Here is a 17,836-nt window from a genome sequence, read left to right on the forward strand (position 1 = left end):
GAACGAAAGAGCTATGACTTCTGGAGATCGACCGCAGCCAGGGCGGAGGACGGATCGATGCCCAGCAGCGCCCTGAATGTCCGGGAGAAATGCGCCGAGTCGGAAAAACCTGCCGCATGCGCGGCTTCGGTCAGCCGTCCCCCTTTGGCCAGGTGTTGCAGGGCTTGGGTGAGGCGCAGCCATTTGACATAGCTGCGCAACGGCAGGCCGGTTTGCTCCACGAACCAATGGGAAAAACGCGTGGGTGACAAATGCACCAACGCGGCCATTGCCTCACGCCCCATTTGGCCTTCGCGCAGCGCTGCGGTGACCTTGGTCAAGCGCGGATCAGGGATTGGTGGATCGGCAAGCCGCAACAGCCGACGTACCTGCGCCTGCAACTGGACAGGCGAATGCCCCGACGCCCTCAGTGCCTCGACCATCGCAGCAATATCGGCCGCTACGATCTCCATCAGCCTCACGGCTCCGCTCACCCGCAAGGCACGCGCCTCATCGGACAGCACATCCAGGTAGATCGACAGGACCTGCCCAGCACTGAGCCGGTGCTTCAAGCCTGCCGGAATCAAGATGGCAGCCCCAGATTGCCCACCCAACGGCGTTTCAACCGTTATCGCGGCGTCGAGCCCCACTGCAATTTGATGTGCTTGATGATGGTGCCAATCCTGGTGGGCGGCATGGCCGAGAAAGACGCCGATACCGGGGCCGACCCAGGCATGGCCTGACCAGCGAGCCACTTCTGCGGCATCCGAGCTTCGCATTATCTGCCCCGGTCCAGTTCCGCGCTTGGACTCAGCACACTGCTCAGGAGCAACATGGCGGCACCGCCCACGATGCCGATGTCCGCCAAGTTGAATGCAGGCCAATGCCAGGATTGCCAGAAAAAATCCAGATAGTCGATCACATGGCCTCGGAAGCTGCGATCGATCAGATTCCCCACTGCCCCTCCCAGTATGAGGCTATAGCCCAGCGCTTCGAGCTTGGCCCTGGGCTTACGCAAGAGCAACGCGAGCCCAATCGAAACAACCAGTGCGAGGAGAATGAAGAAGTAGCGCTGCCAACCGCCCGCGTCAGCTAGGAAGCTGAACGCTGCGCCGGTATTCCAGAAATGGACCAGATTGAAGACTGGGGTCAGAGGAACCACGGCGCCGACCGAGAGCGAACCCTCAATTACATATTTGATCGCCTGGTCGGCCAGGGCAACGGCTAGCGATAGCGTCCACCAGAGCCCGGGAGTGATACGGTGCGCCATTCCAAGTGGCGATTTCATTGTTTCGCTCCCTGAAACAGTCGCTGCAATCCGGGTGAGACGGGCATCGGCGCGAATGCACTGATCCTCGCGCGTCCGGTATTGCCGAGCGGTACCCAGATCTTCGAGAACAACACGGCAGCGATGATCCGTGGTGCTTGGCCGAACATTTCCCGGTAGTCGCGCAACTGCCAGCCAGCCCTTAGCATCAACCAATGGCTCCGCGCATGCAGGACGGGCATGTGCTGGCTCAAGATGTGGGCGCGCTCGAGCCAGGGGAATGCCTCGGTTGGCGCCTTTTCACGGAGTGCTGTCCTTGCCTGGAAAAAGGCTTCATCGTTGGCATTGCGGAGGGCGGTATTCATCTGGAACTCACTTGCGCAGCAGTTGGAAGGCCATGATTCTGGGCCGATCGTGCAAGTGAACACCCTGTAGCCGCTATAGGGTCAAGCTCTACGCTTTGAGCAGAAGCGAATGGCACTTTTCTAGCGCGCCTTATGGAAGCCGTTTGCCTCCCTCCACTAGACCCGAAAGTATTCCGCAGTCCAGGCTTTGTCGTTCGTCATCGCAGCAGCTGCGTAACGTCACCAACTGGTTTTCCAGGGCTTGCAAGGATGCGATCTGGGCCCTGACCTGGGCGATATGGCTATCAAGCAGCGTATTGACCGCCGCGCACGGTTGCTGCGGCTGTGCTTGAACGCTCTGCAAAACACCAATTTCGTCCAACGACATGCCAAAGGACCGGCAACGGCGGATGAACAGCAGTTTCTCCACATGATCCGCTTCGTAGGCTCGGTAGCCATTTGCCTGGCGATTGGGCGATGCAAGCAGGCCCTGGCGCTCATAGAAACGAATGGTCTGAATGTCCGCTCCCGTCAGCTGTGCAAGTTGACCAATGCGCATAGGCTGCTCCTCGATAAACAGCCAGTATATCCAGGCTTGACCCTATACCTGCTATATGGTTTTCAATTGCCAGAATTGAACCTGATAGGAGAGGCGGATCATGAGCTCGTGTGAAAAATCCTGTGGCTGCGGTTCAGTGTCAGCGCCTGCTGAAGCAGCGAGCGCGCCCTCGACCGAAGGAGCCTGGGTCAGCCATTTTTCTGTACCCAAGATGGATTGCCCTTCGGAAGAGCGAATGATTCGGCTCGCGCTGAATAGCTTGCCTGAGCTTCGTTCGTTGTCCTTTGATCTGAGCAGCAGGCAGGTACTCGCTTTCCATGACGGGGCGGTTGACCCAATCACTACCAAGCTGGAGTCCCTGGGTCTAGGGGCAGCGCTACTGGGGACTCAACCAGCTAGTCAGGAAGCAGCCTCGACCAATCGCGCTGATGAGGAATTAGCGGCGTCGAAAGAGGCGAGCACCCTGAAAATTTTGCTCGGCATCAACGCTGCCATGTTTGTTATCGAGATGGGCGCAGGGTTGATCGCTCAGTCGACGGGCCTTATTGCCGACTCGCTGGACATGTTTGCGGATGCTGCCGTCTATGGCTTGGCTCTCTTTGCCGTCGGCCGCAGTGCACAGCTGCAAGTTCGCGCTGCGCACCTGGCGGGTTTCTTTCAGATCCTGTTGGCACTGGGCGTACTCGTGGAGGTGGCTAGACGCTTCCACTATGGCAGCGAACCTGAGTCGATGCTGATGATGGGGATTGGCTTAGTTGCACTCGTCGCAAACGCCAGCTGTCTCTTGATGATCTATGGCCATCGCGAAGGCGGTGCACACATGAAAGCGAGCTGGATTTTTTCGGCCAACGATGTGCTCGCGAACATTGGCGTTATCGTCGCCGGCGCGCTGGTTGCGTGGACGGGCTCTCCCTACCCAGACTTGGTGATTGGTACGGTCGTTGGCCTCATCGTATTGAACGGTGCGCGCCGAATCCTGGCATTGAAAGCCTGACCAACCGATCCTGTATTCCATCGCGATGGGCTCACTTTCTACAAGTGAACATCAATGGTACGGACAGTCCAATAAACCTTCGTTTGTTGGACTCCACGCTCTGAGCAGGCAATTGTCATTTTCAGAAGACGACTGCACCAATTGACGGGGCGTAACGCCAGGTGTGCAGTCGGCTCCTGACCACGCAATATCAGAAGTCATCTGCACCAATCTCGACTATGCTCAATACTCGTGTGCACCAAAGCGAGGTGTGAGCATGGCGTCAGACACATTACCAATTGCCGAGCAGGGCGTGGCCACCCTGCCCGATGCGGCATGGGCACAGGCCCGGCACCGGACCGAAATCATCGGGCCGCTGGCAGCGCTTGAAGTGGTTGGGCATGAAGCCGCCGATGCCGCTGCTCAAGCGCTGGGCCTATCCAGGCGGCAGGTGTATGTCCTGATCCGGCGTGCCCGGCAAGGTGCTGGGTTTGTGACGGACCTGGTTCCCGGCCAGTCCGGCGGCGGAAAAGGCAAGGGACGCTTGCCGGAATCAGTTGAGCGCATCATCCGCGAGTTGCTGCAAAAGCGCTTCCTGACCAAGCAGAAGCGTAGCCTGGCGGCGTTCCACCGCGAGGTCGCGCAGGCTTGCAAAGCGCAAAAGCTACGGGTGCCGGCGCGCAACACTTTGGCCCTGCGGATCGCCGGCCTCGACCCGCTCAAGGCCACTCGCCGCCGGGAAGGTCAGGATGCGTCCCGCAGCCTGCAAGGTGTCGGTGGTGAGCCTCCCGCCGTGACCGCGCCACTGGAACAAGTGCAGATTGATCACACGGTCATCGACCTGATCGTGGTGGACGAGCGCGACCGGCAACCGATTGGCCGTCCGTATCTGACCATCGCCATCGACGTGTTTACCCGCTGCGTGCTCGGCATGGTCGTCACGCTGGAAGCGCCGTCATCTGTTTCGGTCGGCCTGTGCCTTGTGCATGTCGCCTGCGACAAGCGTCCCTGGCTGGAGGGTCTGAATATAGAAATGGATTGGCCGATGAGCGGCAAGCCCAGGCTGCTCTACTTGGACAACGCGGCCGAGTTCAAGAGCGAGGCGCTGCGCCGTGGCTGCGAGCAGCACGGCATCCGGTTGGACTATCGTCCGCCAGGGCAGCCGCACTACGGCGGCATCGTGGAACGGATCATCGGTACGGCGATGCAGATGATCCACGATGAATTGCCAGGGACGACCTTCTCCAACCCTGACCAGCGCGGGGACTACGATTCCGAAAACAAGGCCGCCCTGACATTGCGTGAGCTGGAGCGCTGGCTCACGTTGGCGGTGGGCACCTATCACGGCTCTGTGCACAACGGCCTGCTTCAGCCGCCGGCGGCGCGCTGGTCAGAAGCCGTGGCGCGTGTCGGTGTACCGGCTGTCGTCACCCGCGCCTTGGCTTTTTTGGTCGATTTCCTGCCCATCATTCGCCGTACTCTGACTCGCACCGGCTTTGTCATCGACCACATTCACTACTACGCCGATGCGCTCAAACCGTGGATCGCACGACGCGACCGCTTGCCCGCTTTCCTGATCCGGCGCGACCCGCGTGACATCAGCCGTATCTGGGTGCTGGAACCGGAGGGGCAGCATTACCTGGAAATCCCCTACCGTACCTTGTCGCACCCGGCTGTCACCCTCTGGGAACAACGGCAGGCGCTGACGAAATTGCGGCAGCAGGGACGCGAACAGGTGGATGAGTCGGCGCTGTTCCGCATGATCGGGCAGATGCGCGAGATCGTGACCACCGCACAGAAGGCCACGCGCAAGGCGCGGCGCGACGCGGATCGACGCCAGCACCTCAAGGCATCGCCTCCGCCGGACAAGCCGATTCCGCCGAAAACGGACGTTGCTGATCCGCAGGCAGACAACCTGCCTCCGGCCAAACCGTTCGACCAGATCGAGGAGTGGTAGCCGTGGACGAATATCCCATCATCGACTTGTCACACCTGCTGCCAGCGGCACAGGGGCTGGCTCGGCTGCCGGCGGACGAGCGCATCCAGCGCCTTCGCGCCGACCGCTGGATCGGCTACCCGCGCGCGGTCGAGGCGCTGAACCGGCTGGAAACCCTGTATGCGTGGCCAAACAAGCAACGCATGCCCAACCTGCTGCTGGTTGGCCCGACCAACAACGGCAAGTCGATGATCATCGAGAAATTCCGGCGCACGCATCCGGCCAGCTCCGACGCGGACCAGGAACACATGCCGGTGCTGGTCGTGCAGATGCCGTCCGAACCGTCGGTGATCCGCTTCTACGTCGCGCTACTTGCCGCGATGGGGGCACCATTGCGCCCGCGCCCACGGCTGCCGGAAATGGAGCAACTGGCGCTGGCACTGCTGCGCAAGGTCGGCGTGCGCATGCTGGTGATCGACGAGCTGCACAACGTCTTGGCCGGCAACAGCGTCAACCGGCGGGAATTTCTCAACCTGCTGCGCTTCCTCGGCAATGAGCTGCGCATCCCATTGGTCGGGGTCGGCACGCGCGACGCCTACCTGGCCATCCGCTCGGATGACCAATTGGAAAACCGCTTCGAGCCCATGATGCTGCCGGTGTGGGAGGCCAACGACGATTGCTGCTCACTGCTGGCCAGCTTCGCCGCTTCGCTTCCATTGCGGCGACCCTCGTCGATTGCCACGCTGGACATGGCCCGCTACCTGCTCACACGCAGCGAGGGCACCATCGGCGAACTGGCGCACTTGCTGATGGCGGCGGCCCTCGTCGCCGTGGAGAGCGGCGAGGAAGCGATCAACCACCGCACGCTCAGCATGGCCGATTACACCGGCCCAAGCGAGCGGCGTCGGCAATTCGAGCGGGAACTGATGTGAAGCCAGCGCCACGCTGGCCGCTGCATCCGGCTCCCAAGGAAGGCGAAGCCTTGTCTTCATGGCTCAACCGCGTGGCCCTTTGCTATCACATGGAGGTGTCCGACCTGCTGGAGCACGATCTTGGTCACGGCCAGGTTGATGACCTGGATACCGCGCCACCACTGTCGCTGCTGATGATGCTCTTCCAGCGGAGCGGCATCGAGCTGGACCGGCTGCGTTGCATGAGTTTCGCCGGCTGGGTGCCTTGGCTACTGGATAGCCTTGATGATCAGATTCCAGACGCATTGGAAACCTATGCGTTCCAGCTCTCGGTGCTGCTGCCGAAACTCCGCCGTAGGACGCGATCCATCACGAACTGGCGTGCCTGGCTGCCCAGCCAGCCGATACATCGCGCCTGTCCGCTCTGTCTGAACGACCCGGCAAACCAAGCCGTACTGCTTGCATGGAAGCTGCCCCTGATGCTGAGCTGCCCGCTGCATGGTTGCTGGCTGGAATCCTATTGGGGCGTGCCTGGGCGGTTTCTCGGCTGGGATAACGCCGACACTGCGCCGCGCACCGCCAGCGACGCGATTGCAGTGATGGACCGGCGTACCTGGCAGGCACTGACGACCGGCCATGTGGAGCTGCCGCGCCGACGCATCCACGCTGGATTGTGGTTTCGGCTAATACGCACGCTGCTCGATGAGCTGAACACCCCGCTTTCGACGTGCGGAACCTGCGCGGGGTATCTCCGCCAAGTATGGGAAGGCTGCGGGCATCCGCTGCGTGCTGGGCAAAGTCTGTGGCGACCGTATGAAACCCTGAACCCGGCAGTACGATTGCAGATGCTGGAGGCGGCGGCAACGGCAATCAGCTTGATTGAGGTGAGGGATATTAGCCCGCCAGGCGAGCATGCAAAGCTGTTCTGGTCCGAGCCCCAAACCGGGTTCACCAGTGGCCTGCCGGCGAAAGCGCTGAAGCCCGAACCCGTCGATCACTGGCAGCGTGCGGTCAAGGCCATTGATGAGGCCATCATTGAAGCGCGGCACGGCCCCGAGACGGCACGCTCGCTGTTCGCGTTGGCTTCCTATGGTCGGCGCGACCCCGCTTCCCTGGAACAGTTGCGCGCTACCTTCGCGAAGGAAGGCATCCCCACGGAATTTTTGTCACATTACGAGCCTGATGAGCCCTTTGCATGTCTTAGACAGAATGACGGGTTAAGTGACAAATTTTGACGACCAGAACTTTCCGGTTCACACTGTCACATAATCGAACGTATATGTGACAGGTGCAAGATGCTGATTGGCTACATGCGGGTATCGAAGGCAGACGGCTCACAGGCCACCGACTTGCAGCGCGATGCGCTAGTCACTTCTGGCGTCGATCCCACCCAACTTTACGAGGATCAGGCGTCTGGCAAGCGCGAAGACCGCCCTGGCTTGGCGAGCTGCCTAAAGGCGCTGCGCGAGGGGGATACGCTGGTGGTGTGGAAACTGGACCGGCTCGGGCGTGACCTGCGCCACCTGATCAATACCGTCCACGACCTGACCGGCCGTGGTGTCGGACTGAAGGTGCTGACCGGCCACGGTGCGGCCATCGACACCACGACGGCCGCCGGCAAGCTGGTCTTCGGCATCTTTGCCGCGCTGGCCGAGTTCGAGCGCGAACTGATCGCCGAGCGCACCGTGGCGGGCCTGGCCTCGGCACGGGCGCGCGGTCGGAAAGGTGGCCGGCCGTTCAAGATGACGGCCGCCAAGCTGCGCCTGGCGATGGCGGCAATGTGCCAGCCCGAAACCAAGGTCGGCGACCTGTGCCAGGAACTCGGCATCACGCGACAGACCCTGTACCGACACATTTCCCCAAAAGGCGAGTTGCGCCCAGATGGGACGAAACTACTCAACCGTACCTGACAAGTAGTCAGCCTCCGCCTGACGGCGGCGAATCGCAAGCGCTCGGCTTGGCGCTGGTTTCGGTCGCAGTAATGGCGCGTGCCTGGAAGCGCTGGTAGCACTCCAGCCCGCAGAAGTGCTCGACGTACTCCGCGCCTTCCGGGGTGAAGGCGGCATCGAGCGGGATTTCCTTGCAACACACGCAGCAAGCGGTGCTCGGTTCGTTGACGTTCATGGTGGTGTTTCTCCATTGGTTGACGAAGCTGGCGAAGGTCGCCGCCGGCATCGGCTTGGCGAACAGAAAGCCCTGCACCGTGTCGCAGCCGGCCTGCCGCAACCACGCCAGGCTGTCGGGTGTTTCCACGCCTTCGGCCACTACCTCCATGCCCAGCCCATGCGCGAGCTGGATCACCGCCCGCACGATGCATTGGTCGCGGGTATCGTCCGGCAGCCTGGCAACGAACGATTGGTCGATCTTCAGCGTGGTGATCGGGCAGCACTTCAGATGTTGCAGGCAGGAATAGCCCGTGCCGAAGTCGTCGGCCGCGAAATGCACGCCGAGGGCACGCAAGGCGTCGAAGGTGGCGAACAGGGCCGGATTGCCGAAGGCGACCGATTCAGTCAACTCGATCTCCAGACATTCGGCGGGTAAGTCCGCATCGGTCAGCACCCGCTGAATCTCGGCATCGAACATCGGCCCGACCTGACTCGCGGACACATTGACGGCGAGCCGGAACGGCTGCCACGCCAATGCTTGCCACTTGCGCATCTGTCGGCAGGCTTCGCACAGCACCCACGTGCCAATTGCCGGCATCAGGCCGGACGACTCGGCCAGCGGTATGAACTGACCTGGTGGCAGCAGTCCCAAGCTCGGATGCCGCCAGCGCAGCAGCGCTTCCGCGCCGACGATCCGGTTATTACGCAGATCGACCAGCGGCTGGTAATACAGCTCAAGCTGCCGGCTCGCCGCCGCCTGCGCCAACTCAGTCGCCGTCCATCCGGCGGGGTGCGAAGTCATCATGATCCGCCCCGGAAGGCGCGCAGTAGCCGCGTCACGGACAGAATGAATAAGCCGGTCAGCGTGAGGGCTGCAATACCCCAATGTTCCCCGATGAATGCGCCGGCTGTCGTTCCGGCCAGCACAACGGCGAGAATCGGCAAATGACAGGGACAGGTGAGCACGGCCAACGCGCCCCACAGATAGCCGGTGAACGGCTTGGGTGTTTCGGTCGGCAAACGCTCGGGACTGTTCATAGCAGACTCTCCGCGTGCTGTGCCGGCTCGGTAGGCAGGGTGGCCAACTGCACTTCCAGATCGGCCAACGCTTCGCGTCGGCGTTCGACGAACTGGCGCAGCACGGCAAGCTGCGCTGCGGCCTGGTCGCTGTCCGCCGTATCGAGTGCCCGGCACAACCGCGCCAGCGCATCGAGGCCGATGCCCGCTTCGAAGGCCGCCCGCACGAAGCACAGCCGTTGCAAGGCCGCCTCGTCGAACAGGCCGTAGCCGCCTGGGGTGCACGCCACCGGCCGCAGCAGTCCGCGCAGCAGGTAGTCGCGTACGATATGCACGCTCACCCCGGCATCAAGGGCCAGCCGGGACACCGTGTAGGCGTTCATAGAACACCTCCTTTTCCTCACCCAGCGCAGCAGGAAAGCTGCTTCACGTCCTTGTTGAAGGTCTGCGCCGCGAGCTTCAGTCCTTCGACCATCGTCAGGTAGGGGAACAACTGGTCGGCCAGCTCCTGCACCGTCATGCGGTTGCGAATCGCCAGCGCTGCCGTTTGGATCAGCTCGCCCGCTTCCGGCGTGACCGCCTGCACGCCGATCAAGCGCCCGCTGCCCACTTCGACTACCAGCTTGATGAAGCCGCGCGTATCGAAGTTCGCCAGCGCGCGCGGCACGTTGTCCAGCGTCAGCAATCGGCTGTCGGTCTCGATGCCGTCGTGGTGTGCTTCCGCTTCGCTGTAACCCACGGTCGCCACTTGCGGGTCGGTGAACACCACCGCCGGCATCGCGGTCAGGTTCAGGGTTGCGTCGCCGCCCGTCATGTTGATCGCCGCACGGGTGCCGGCCGCTGCCGCCACATATACGAACTGCGGCTGGTCGGTGCAGTCGCCGGCGGCGTAGATGTGTTCCACGCTGGTACGCATGCCGGAGTCGATGACGATAGCGCCTTGCGGATTGAGTGCGATGCCCGCCGCTTCCAGATTCAGGCTGCGCGTGTTCGGCGCTCGGCCGGTAGCGACCAGCAGCTTGTCGGCGCGTATTTCGCCGTGCCCCGTGGTCAGCACGAATTCGCCGCCTTCATGCGCGACCTGGCTGGCCTGCGTGTGATCCAGTACCTCGATGCCCTCCATGCGAAACGCGGCCGTGACGGCTTCGCCGATGGCCGGGTCTTCGCGGAAGAACAGCGTGCTGCGTGCCAGGATCGTCACCTTGCTGCCGAGTCGGGCAAAGGCTTGCGCCAGTTCCAGCGCCACCACTGACGAGCCGATCACGGCCAGGCGTTCGGGAATCGTGTCGCTGACCAGGGCCTCGGTCGAAGTCCAGTAGGGTGACTCTTTCAAGCCCGGGATCGGCGGCACGGCCGGACTGGCACCCGTGGCAACCAGGCAACGGTCGAAGGCCACAGCGCGCTCGTTACCATCGTTCAAACGAACGACAAGGCTCTGGCCGTCCTTGAAACGCGCTTCGCCGTGCAGAACGGTGATGGCCGGATTCCCGTCCAGGATGCCCTCATACTTAGCATGACGCAGTTCGTCGACGCGCGCCTGCTGCTGGACCAGCAACCGCTCACGCAAGATCGTCGGCGGCGTGGGCGGCATGCCGCCATCGAACGGGCTTTCGCGACGCAAGTGGGCGACGTGGGCGGCGCGGATCATGATCTTGGACGGCACGCAGCCGACATTCACGCAGGTGCCGCCGATGGTGCCGCGCTCGATCAGCGTGACGTGCGCGCCTTGTTCGACGGCCTTCAGCGCTGCCGCCATCGCGGCGCCGCCGCTGCCGATCACGGCGATATGGAGCTTGCCAGCATCCCCGCCAGCCTTGTCATCACTGCCCAGCCATTCGCGCACCTTGCCGAGCAATCCGCCGCCCGCCGGAGCCACGGGCGCATCGGCGAGCGTAGCCCGATAGCCGAGTCCGGCCACGGCAGCGGTCAGCGTATCCGGCGATGTGTCGGCCTCGATGGCGAGCCTGGCGCTGCCCTTGGCATAGGAAACCTCCGCTGATTGCACGCCAGGCACTTTCTCCAGAGCTTCCTTGACGTGAACCGCGCAGGAGTCGCAGGTCATGCCGGTAATTTTGAGGGTGGTCATTCATCGTTCCTTTTCTGTGTTGGCTGCCGACTTCCGCCGTCAGCCTTGTTTCGTGGGGAGTTCGCAACCGTCCGGGCCGCAACGGCGATGTGCCGGCGAAACCAAGTCCCAGATCGACACGCCGACCATCAGCGCCAGGCCGGTGTATACGAGGTGTGCTGCCCACCAGTTGCCAAGCAGCCAGACAGTTCCAGCGAACACGATGGCTGGCCCGATCATGCCGAGCAGACTGCGGTGCCATTGGCGATGACTGAGCCAGCCCAATGCGTTCGCCAGCAAAGCCACGACAGCGAACAGCGGCAGCAGCTTGGAGATGAACAATCCTTCGTATTCCTGTAGAAAACCGAGGCCGAAGGCCGCGCCCAAGCTGGCGATGGCCGGGAAGCACACGGCGCAGCCCATCGCGGAAACAACGCTGCCAAGCGCGCCAGCCTTGTCGGCAATGCGTGTGATCAGTCCCATGATCGCCCCAGGTTCGGGTTCAGTGGTTCACTGCTTGATGCTGGAGGGATAGCCCGCATCGGTGGTGGCCTTGGTCAGCTTCTGCACGCTGGTCTTGGCATCATCGAAAGTGACAACCGCTTCGCGGGTCTCGAAGGTCACGTCAACCTTGCTGACGCCTTCGACCTTGGAAATCGCCTTCTTGACGGTGATCGGGCAGGCGGAGCAGGTCATGCCCGGTACAGACAGCGTGACGGTCTGAGTGGCGGCCCACACCGGGGCAACAATGGCGGCGAGCGCGAGGGAGGCAAACAGTTTTTTCATGGTGAACTCCGATCAGTAGAAAAATGGCATGACGTAGGGAAATCCGAGGGCGACCAGGACCAGCACGGCCACGACCCAGAAAATGAGCTTGTAAGTAGCTCGCACTTGGGGAATCGCGCAGACCTCACCCGGTTTGCAGGCTTGCGTAGGGCGGTAGATGCGCCGCCAGGCGAAGAACAACGCGACCAACGCTGCACCGATGAAAATCGGGCGATACGGCTCCAGCACGGTCAGGTTGCCGATCCATGCCCCGCTGAATCCCAAGGCGACCAAGACCAGCGGCCCGAGGCAGCAGGCCGAGGCGAGGATGGCGGCCAGCCCGCCAGTGAAGAGCGCGCCGCGCCCGGTTTGTGGTTCAGACATGCGCTTGTCCTTTCGAATTTGAATTGGATAGCGTAACCTTACTTCCGTACTCATGTACGGAGTCAAGCGGTATGGAAAATAATTTGGAGAACCTGACCATTGGCGTTTTTGCCAAGGCAGCCGGCGTCAACGTGGAGACCATCCGGTTCTATCAGCGCAAGGGCTTGTTGCCCGAGCCGGACAAGCCCTATGGCAGCATTCGCCGCTATGGCGCGGCGGACGTGACACGGGTGCGATTCGTGAAATCGGCCCAGCGGTTGGGCTTCAGCCTGGATGAAATCGCCGAGTTGCTGCGGCTCGACGATGGCACCCACTGCGAGGAGGCCAGCAGCCTGGCCGAGCACAAGCTCCAAGACGTGCGCGAGAAGATGGCCGATTTGGCGCGCATGGAGGCTGTGCTGTCTGACCTGGTGTGCGCCTGCCATTCGCGGCAGGGGAATGTTTCGTGTCCGCTGATTGCGTCGTTGCAAGGTGGAACGAGCTTGGCAGGGGCTTCCACAGCTTAGCGTGCTTTATTTTCCGTTTTCTGAGACGACCACAGATCAGAAAAGACTGTGCAGCCGACTCTTGATATTCCGTGCAGTCACCTTCTGAAAATGACAGCAATTCCCACGCAAACCCGCATCGTTGGCATCCAACTACAGTCTCCATCTTTCAGTATCCGACTACACTGAACTATCGCTGAATAGTTGGACAACGCCATGTTGATTGGATATGCCCGCGTCTCGACCGACGACCAACTCCTCGATCTGCAACGCGATGCTCTGGCGAAGATCGGCTGCGAGCGGGTGTTCGAGGATACCGCCAGCGGTGCCAAGGCTGAGCGGGTTGGCTTGACCGCTTTGCTGGCCACGCTACGCCGTGACGACACCGTGGTGATTTGGCGCCTGGATCGCCTCGGCCGCTCGCTGAAGGATCTGATCCGGCTGGTTGAGCAATTGGACGCCGCCGGCGTCGGCTTGCGCAGCTTGCAGGAAAACATCGACACCGCCTCGATTGGTGGCCGCCTGGTGTTTCACCTGTTCGGTGCCTTGGCCGAGTTCGAACGCAACCTAATCCGCGAGCGCACCCAAGCCGGCTTATCCGCTGCACGGGCGCGAGGCCGCAAGGGCGGACGCAAGAAACGGCTCGACCCGGCCAAGCAGGAGCTTGCCCTGCGCCTCTACCATGAGCGGAAACATACCGTGGCGGAAATCTGTCGGATGATGGGCATCGGCCGCTCGACGCTCTACAACTATCTCACCGAGGCCGAGCGTGATGCCCAGCGGGCGGCGTAAAGCCATCCCGACCGATTCGCTGATGCAGTTGCGGCAGCGGCTCGACCGTCTGCCCAAGAAAAGCCCGGAACGGATTACTCAGGTGGCCGCGATAGCCGAGTTGTACGGCGTGTCCCCAAGCACCGTATACCGGGCGCTGAACCTCATCCATAAACCCCACGCGGCTCACCGCGCCGACCATGGTAAGCCGCGGGTATTGCAGCAGGCCGAGCTGGAGCGCTACTGCGAGCTAATTGCCGCGCTGAAACTGCGCACCACCAACAAACAAGGGCGGCACCTATCTACCCGCCGTGCCATCGAGCTGCTGGAGGGCTATGGGGTGGAAACCGAGCAAGGCTTGGTCAAGGCGCCCAAAGGGGTTCTGACCCGCAGCACGGTGAACGAGTACCTAAGCCGCTGGCACCTGGACCAGTCGCGGCTGTTGCGGCAACCACCGGCCACCCGCTTTCAGGCTGCGCACAGCAATGACTGCTGGCAGTTCGACCTGTCGCCCTCCGACCTCAAGCACATCGATAAGCCGGACTGGATCGATCCGGCTAGGGGCATGCCGACGCTGATGCTGTTCAGCGTGGTGGATGACCGCAGCGGAGTGGCCTATCAGGAGTACCACTGTGTATATGGCGAGGACGCGGAGTCAGCGCTGCGCTTCCTGTTCAACGCCATGACGCTGAAGGCGGACCCGACTTTTCCCTTCCAAGGCCGCCCGAAGATGATCTACCTGGACAACGGCCCGGTGGCCAAACGCCGAGTATTCCAGAACGTCATGCAGGCGCTGGACATCGAATGGCAGACACACATCCCGGCCGGCAAGGATGGCACCCGCACCACGGCTCGCTCGAAAGGCAAAGTGGAGCGCCCCTTCCGCACGGTGAAGGAAGCCCACGAGACGCTGTATCACTTCCACAAACCGGAAACCGAAGCGCAGGCCAATGAGTGGCTGCTGCGTTATCTGGTGCGCACCTACAACGTGCAGGATCATCGCTCCGAACCGCATTCGCGGATTGAGGACTGGCTGGCCAACCTGCCCGTCGAGGGCCTGCGCGAAATGTGCACCTGGGAACAGTTTTGCCGCTTTGCCCGCGAGCCGGAACGACGCAAGGTCGGCGTCGATGCCCGCGTCACCATCGACGGCACGGCCTACGAGGTGGAGCCCGACATGGCGGGCGAAACCGTGGTGTTGCTCTGGGGCTTGTTCGATGACGAACTCTATGCCGAGTTCGAGGGGGAGCGCTTCGGACCTTACTACCCCGTCTCCGGGCCAATTCCCCTACATCGTTACCGCGCCTTCAAACGCGGCAAGGCGGATGAGCGCTCTGATCGCATCCGCTTGCTAGCCGGCCAGCTTGGCCTGCCTATCGCCGCATTGGCTGGCGACGATGTGCGACTCACACCCTCTATTATTCCGACGGCACTGCCACGCCAACCCTTCGATGCCGAGGCGCACGAATACCGGTTTCCCAATGCCATCGCCGCCAAGCTCGCCATTGCCGATGACCTAGCGCAGCCGTTGGCTAAGCTCTCTCCCGACGATCAAGCCTTCATCCATCAGGTGCTGAGCGAAACCCTGACACGCCGCATTGTCTTGGAGCGCGTGCGGGGCTACTTCCGCCATAAGAAAACAGGAGAAGAACATGCGGGCTGAAGTAATGCAGCACTACGGACTGGCGTTGCCACTGAACCAGGCCGGCTATTTTGAAACCGCCCACCATCAGCAGTTGATCAAGGACATCAAGGGGGCGATCTTCGAAGGACGGCTGATTGCACTGTGCGGCGTCATCGGCAGCGGCAAGACCGTAATGCTGCGCCGGCTTCAACAAGCGATGGAAGAGGAAAAGAAGATCACGGTCTCCAAGTCTCTCGCCATTGAAAAGCACAGCATCAAGCTGGCCACTTTCATCGCAGCGCTCTTCTATGACCTCTCCACCGAGAAGCAGGTACGCATCCCCACCCAGGGCGAAAAGCGTGAGCGTGACCTACGCGAGTTGGTGAGGAAGAACAAGCGCCCGGTCGCCCTGTTCGTCGATGAGGCCCATGACCTCAACGGCCATACCCTGACCGGTCTTAAGCGTCTGATGGAGCTGGTGGAGGACGGTGACGGGCGGCTGTCGATCGTGTTGGCCGGGCATCCCAAGCTGCGTAACGACCTGCGCCGACCGACGATGGAGGAAATCGGCTACCGCACCGACATCTTCTCGCTCGATGGCATTGCTGGCAGTCAGCGGGAATACATTCAGTGGCTGCTGGAAACCTGCACTGCGGGGAAGGTCGAACCCGAGTCGATTCTGACCGAAGACGCGATCGACCTACTCGCCACTAAACTGCGCACGCCACTGCAAATCCAACTGCACCTCAGCCTGGCACTGGAAGCCGGCTACCTGACCGGCGAGAAACCCGTTTCGGCGGAACTCGTGCAATCGGTGCTGTCGCGCCAACTGGATGATCTGGAGCCAACCCTCACTCGTCACGGCTACCGCATCAAGGATCTAGTGGAGCAATTCGATGCCAAACCCACCGAAATCAAGGCTCTGTTCAGTAATGCGCTAGACCCGGCGCGGGCGGTTGAGTTACGTGACAAGATGCTGGCAGCGGGCTTGCCTATCTGAGTCCTGTCATTTGCAAATAATGCAGGCTGGCGACGATGGAATGCAGGTCGGCGCGGATCAATGCAGGCTCATTCGCAGTTAATGCTGGTTTGCCGGGCCGGTCAGTCGCAGTTAATTCCGGTCGAAAATCGTATTGATTGCAGGTCGGGACGTTTTTAAATGCAGGCCGCTACAACTATTGTTTCGGCTTTCGCCAGAAGTGCATCGAGTGCTTGGTCACTGAGATGGCGGAAGATCTCGTCCTCCAGAGTGAGACCTGGTCGCCATGTAAGAATTTGCCCGCCGGCGGCCAAGAATGCTTCAGCGAGCCCCGCGGTCGAAGGCTTGTCGGCATCTACAAAAACCATCACGCGGTAACCCAAGTTCAGAAGTGCTGTTCCCCGGATAAGACTGTTATCGGGGCTTCCCCCGCCGGCGTCCACATACGCGCCGCCATGGGCCAGGAATGAGGTAGCGCCAAGACTGACCCACCATTGGTCAAGGCCACGCGCGAAGCCAACCTCGCTGGCCCCCTCGCAAACGATGATGGATTTGGCGAGGAATGCTTCGGGGTCCTTCCGAAGGGTACTTTGTACCTCGTTGGCTTCCCCAGCTGGCATAACACTGTGGCGCTGAGGTGCTGACCGAACAACGAATAACTGGCTGCCGGACAGCTCGCGCAGCGCGACCGGCGAGTGCGTCGTCATGAACACTTGCAACGGAGCGGCAGCGTCCTTTGCACCCAGCGAGTCCAGGAATCGCATGAGCCGATGAGGTTCAAGCCCGTATTCCACCTCATCAACCAGGGCAATTGGCGCGGCGCTGGCCGCAGCCCTTTGAAGCCCTGCCACTAGCAAGCGTGACGAGCCCGTGCCAAGGGAGCGCAGCGGAATACCTGTTTCACTGTGCAGCGCGATCGCCCCCTCGCCAATCGACACAGAATGTGCGTCAAGAAGCGCCTGAGGCATAGCCCCGACCGAAACGCCAAGATGCTGTGCTGTGCGTTGCACGACCTCAAGCGTCTGGGTCAGATGTTCGGCTGCTTGATTGCCAAAGTTCGCTCTTGCTTGCCTAGCGGCGCGCGCCAGTTCAGCACCAAGCTCGGCGCGCTCATCGGTAAGTCGATTGAGCACTGAGCCACGACTCCACGACAGGTTCGAGCTCGCAAAGCTGCCGATACGGGCGGGCGCTAGTGCCGCTCGTTCTTTCCAGGGAAGAGTGCGTTCAAGTTGCTGCTGCTCCGCGCGCTCGGAGAAAAGTGTCCAAACAGGCTCCAAATCGGCACCAACTTGCAGACGCAAGGTGATGACGGTCTCCAGCCCCGCTCGCGGTTCGTCTTCGACTTCCCCCGTACCGGGATGGAATCCACGCAAGAACTCGCCGTAGACATCGATATCCATCAGCGATACCGGCAAATCGCCAAGCGCCACGCTGATGGTGATGGGTACATCGACGTTTAATGCGAAGAAGTCCATGTCGCCGAACGTGCCGCCTCGGCGGGCGCCGACGCAAAGGTCAATCGCATCTAGAATGCTGGACTTTCCACTATCGCCAGGACCTATGAGGCAGTTAATTCCTGGGGCCGGCACCCAGTCGAGCGCCTGGATAGATCGGAAGTTGCTGATAATCAGTCTGCGAATGCGGGCCACGGAGAGTCCTCATGGGTTAACGA

At 61.5% G+C, this 17,836-nt stretch carries 20 protein-coding genes and 1 pseudogene; 9 read left to right on the plus strand and 12 right to left on the minus strand.

What is annotated here, in order from left to right:
- Positions 1-11 precede the first annotated feature (11 nt).
- From FFS60_RS06220 to cadR, 4 genes are all read right to left on the minus strand, one after another.
- The gene (locus tag FFS60_RS06220; protein WP_036992934.1) at positions 12-758 is read right to left on the minus strand and encodes an AraC family transcriptional regulator; all 747 of its coding nucleotides are present in this window, start codon (positions 756-758) and stop codon (positions 12-14) included.
- Positions 758-1,267: a signal peptidase II gene (gene lspA / locus FFS60_RS06225; RefSeq protein ID WP_003452327.1), complete on the minus strand. Its 510-nt coding sequence runs from the start codon at positions 1,265-1,267 to the stop codon at positions 758-760. The genes FFS60_RS06220 and lspA overlap by 1 nt, the downstream gene beginning before the upstream one ends.
- Positions 1,264-1,611 carry a DUF3703 domain-containing protein gene (locus FFS60_RS06230; RefSeq protein WP_137821422.1) on the minus strand — a complete coding sequence of 116 codons (348 nt, stop codon included), beginning with the start codon at positions 1,609-1,611 and terminating at the stop codon, positions 1,264-1,266. Before FFS60_RS06230 ends, lspA begins: the two co-directional genes overlap by 4 nt.
- Positions 1,612-1,741: 130 nt before the next feature.
- On the minus strand, positions 1,742-2,149 hold the full coding sequence (gene cadR / locus FFS60_RS06235) for a Cd(II)/Pb(II)-responsive transcriptional regulator (RefSeq protein ID WP_024015046.1): 408 nt from the start codon (positions 2,147-2,149) through the stop codon (positions 1,742-1,744).
- A 100-nt stretch (positions 2,150-2,249) separates the two neighbouring features.
- On the opposite strand from cadR, the gene FFS60_RS06240 reads away from it, so the two are divergent.
- From FFS60_RS06240 to FFS60_RS06260, 5 genes are all read left to right on the plus strand, one after another.
- Positions 2,250-3,143: a cation transporter gene (locus tag FFS60_RS06240; RefSeq protein ID WP_033902376.1), complete on the plus strand. Its 894-nt coding sequence runs from the start codon at positions 2,250-2,252 to the stop codon at positions 3,141-3,143.
- Positions 3,144-3,399: 256 nt separating this feature from the next.
- On the plus strand, positions 3,400-5,079 hold the full coding sequence (locus FFS60_RS06245; protein WP_003830788.1) for a Mu transposase C-terminal domain-containing protein: 1,680 nt from the start codon (positions 3,400-3,402) through the stop codon (positions 5,077-5,079).
- 2 nt (positions 5,080-5,081) lie between these two features.
- Positions 5,082-5,990: a TniB family NTP-binding protein gene (locus FFS60_RS06250; protein WP_003830789.1), complete on the plus strand. Its 909-nt coding sequence runs from the start codon at positions 5,082-5,084 to the stop codon at positions 5,988-5,990.
- Positions 5,987-7,204, plus strand: a complete 1,218-nt coding sequence (locus FFS60_RS06255) for a TniQ family protein (RefSeq protein WP_137821423.1) — start codon at positions 5,987-5,989, stop codon at positions 7,202-7,204. Before FFS60_RS06250 ends, FFS60_RS06255 begins: the two co-directional genes overlap by 4 nt.
- Before the next feature lie 60 nt (positions 7,205-7,264).
- A complete protein-coding gene (locus FFS60_RS06260; protein ID WP_015063516.1) occupies positions 7,265-7,879 on the plus strand; it encodes a recombinase family protein in 615 nt (204 codons plus the stop codon).
- A 7-nt stretch (positions 7,880-7,886) separates the two neighbouring features.
- Here the strand turns inward: FFS60_RS06260 and FFS60_RS06265 are convergent, their stop codons facing one another.
- Genes FFS60_RS06265 through merT form a run of 7 tightly spaced genes read right to left on the minus strand, consistent with a single transcriptional unit; the run spans position 7,887 to position 12,305 of the window.
- Positions 7,887-8,879, minus strand: a complete 993-nt coding sequence (locus tag FFS60_RS06265) for a DUF3330 domain-containing protein (RefSeq protein ID WP_113935374.1) — start codon at positions 8,877-8,879, stop codon at positions 7,887-7,889.
- On the minus strand, positions 8,876-9,112 hold the full coding sequence (gene merE, locus FFS60_RS06270; RefSeq protein ID WP_113935373.1) for a broad-spectrum mercury transporter MerE: 237 nt from the start codon (positions 9,110-9,112) through the stop codon (positions 8,876-8,878). The genes FFS60_RS06265 and merE overlap by 4 nt, the downstream gene beginning before the upstream one ends.
- Positions 9,109-9,474, minus strand: coding sequence for a mercury resistance co-regulator MerD (gene merD / locus FFS60_RS06275; protein WP_113935372.1), 366 nt, complete (start codon positions 9,472-9,474; stop codon positions 9,109-9,111). Before merD ends, merE begins: the two co-directional genes overlap by 4 nt.
- A gap of 17 nt (positions 9,475-9,491) precedes the next feature.
- On the minus strand, positions 9,492-11,177 hold the full coding sequence (gene merA, locus FFS60_RS06280) for a mercury(II) reductase (protein WP_137821424.1): 1,686 nt from the start codon (positions 11,175-11,177) through the stop codon (positions 9,492-9,494).
- A gap of 39 nt (positions 11,178-11,216) precedes the next feature.
- The gene (merC, locus tag FFS60_RS06285; protein WP_004099006.1) at positions 11,217-11,639 is read right to left on the minus strand and encodes an organomercurial transporter MerC; all 423 of its coding nucleotides are present in this window, start codon (positions 11,637-11,639) and stop codon (positions 11,217-11,219) included.
- A gap of 27 nt (positions 11,640-11,666) precedes the next feature.
- On the minus strand, positions 11,667-11,942 hold the full coding sequence (merP, locus tag FFS60_RS06290) for a mercury resistance system periplasmic binding protein MerP (RefSeq protein WP_004099005.1): 276 nt from the start codon (positions 11,940-11,942) through the stop codon (positions 11,667-11,669).
- 12 nt (positions 11,943-11,954) lie between these two features.
- Positions 11,955-12,305 carry a mercuric ion transporter MerT gene (merT, locus tag FFS60_RS06295; RefSeq protein ID WP_004099002.1) on the minus strand — a complete coding sequence of 117 codons (351 nt, stop codon included), beginning with the start codon at positions 12,303-12,305 and terminating at the stop codon, positions 11,955-11,957.
- Positions 12,306-12,376: 71 nt separating this feature from the next.
- Here merT and FFS60_RS06300 point away from each other — a divergent pair, with 71 nt between their 5' ends.
- From FFS60_RS06300 to FFS60_RS06315, 4 genes are all read left to right on the plus strand, one after another.
- Positions 12,377-12,811 (plus strand): mercury resistance transcriptional regulator MerR, encoded by a 435-nt coding sequence (locus FFS60_RS06300; RefSeq protein WP_010981353.1) that lies wholly within the window; start codon positions 12,377-12,379, stop codon positions 12,809-12,811.
- A 195-nt stretch (positions 12,812-13,006) separates the two neighbouring features.
- Positions 13,007-13,582 carry a recombinase family protein gene (locus FFS60_RS06305; protein ID WP_033902375.1) on the plus strand — a complete coding sequence of 192 codons (576 nt, stop codon included), beginning with the start codon at positions 13,007-13,009 and terminating at the stop codon, positions 13,580-13,582.
- A gap of 4 nt (positions 13,583-13,586) precedes the next feature.
- Positions 13,587-15,224, plus strand: a complete 1,638-nt coding sequence (locus tag FFS60_RS06310; protein ID WP_200876640.1) for a DDE-type integrase/transposase/recombinase — start codon at positions 13,587-13,589, stop codon at positions 15,222-15,224.
- On the plus strand, positions 15,214-16,185 hold the full coding sequence (locus tag FFS60_RS06315) for an ExeA family protein (RefSeq protein ID WP_024015038.1): 972 nt from the start codon (positions 15,214-15,216) through the stop codon (positions 16,183-16,185). Before FFS60_RS06310 ends, FFS60_RS06315 begins: the two co-directional genes overlap by 11 nt.
- Positions 16,186-16,352: 167 nt before the next feature.
- Here the strand turns inward: FFS60_RS06315 and FFS60_RS06320 are convergent.
- Positions 16,353-17,813: pseudogene (locus FFS60_RS06320) on the minus strand (ATP-dependent endonuclease); the annotation flags it as partial.
- Between the last annotated feature and the right edge of the window lie 23 nt (positions 17,814-17,836).

Source organism: Pseudomonas sp. D(2018) (genome assembly GCF_005502555.1).
In the GTDB taxonomy this organism is placed as follows: domain Bacteria; phylum Pseudomonadota; class Gammaproteobacteria; order Pseudomonadales; family Pseudomonadaceae; genus Metapseudomonas; species Metapseudomonas resinovorans.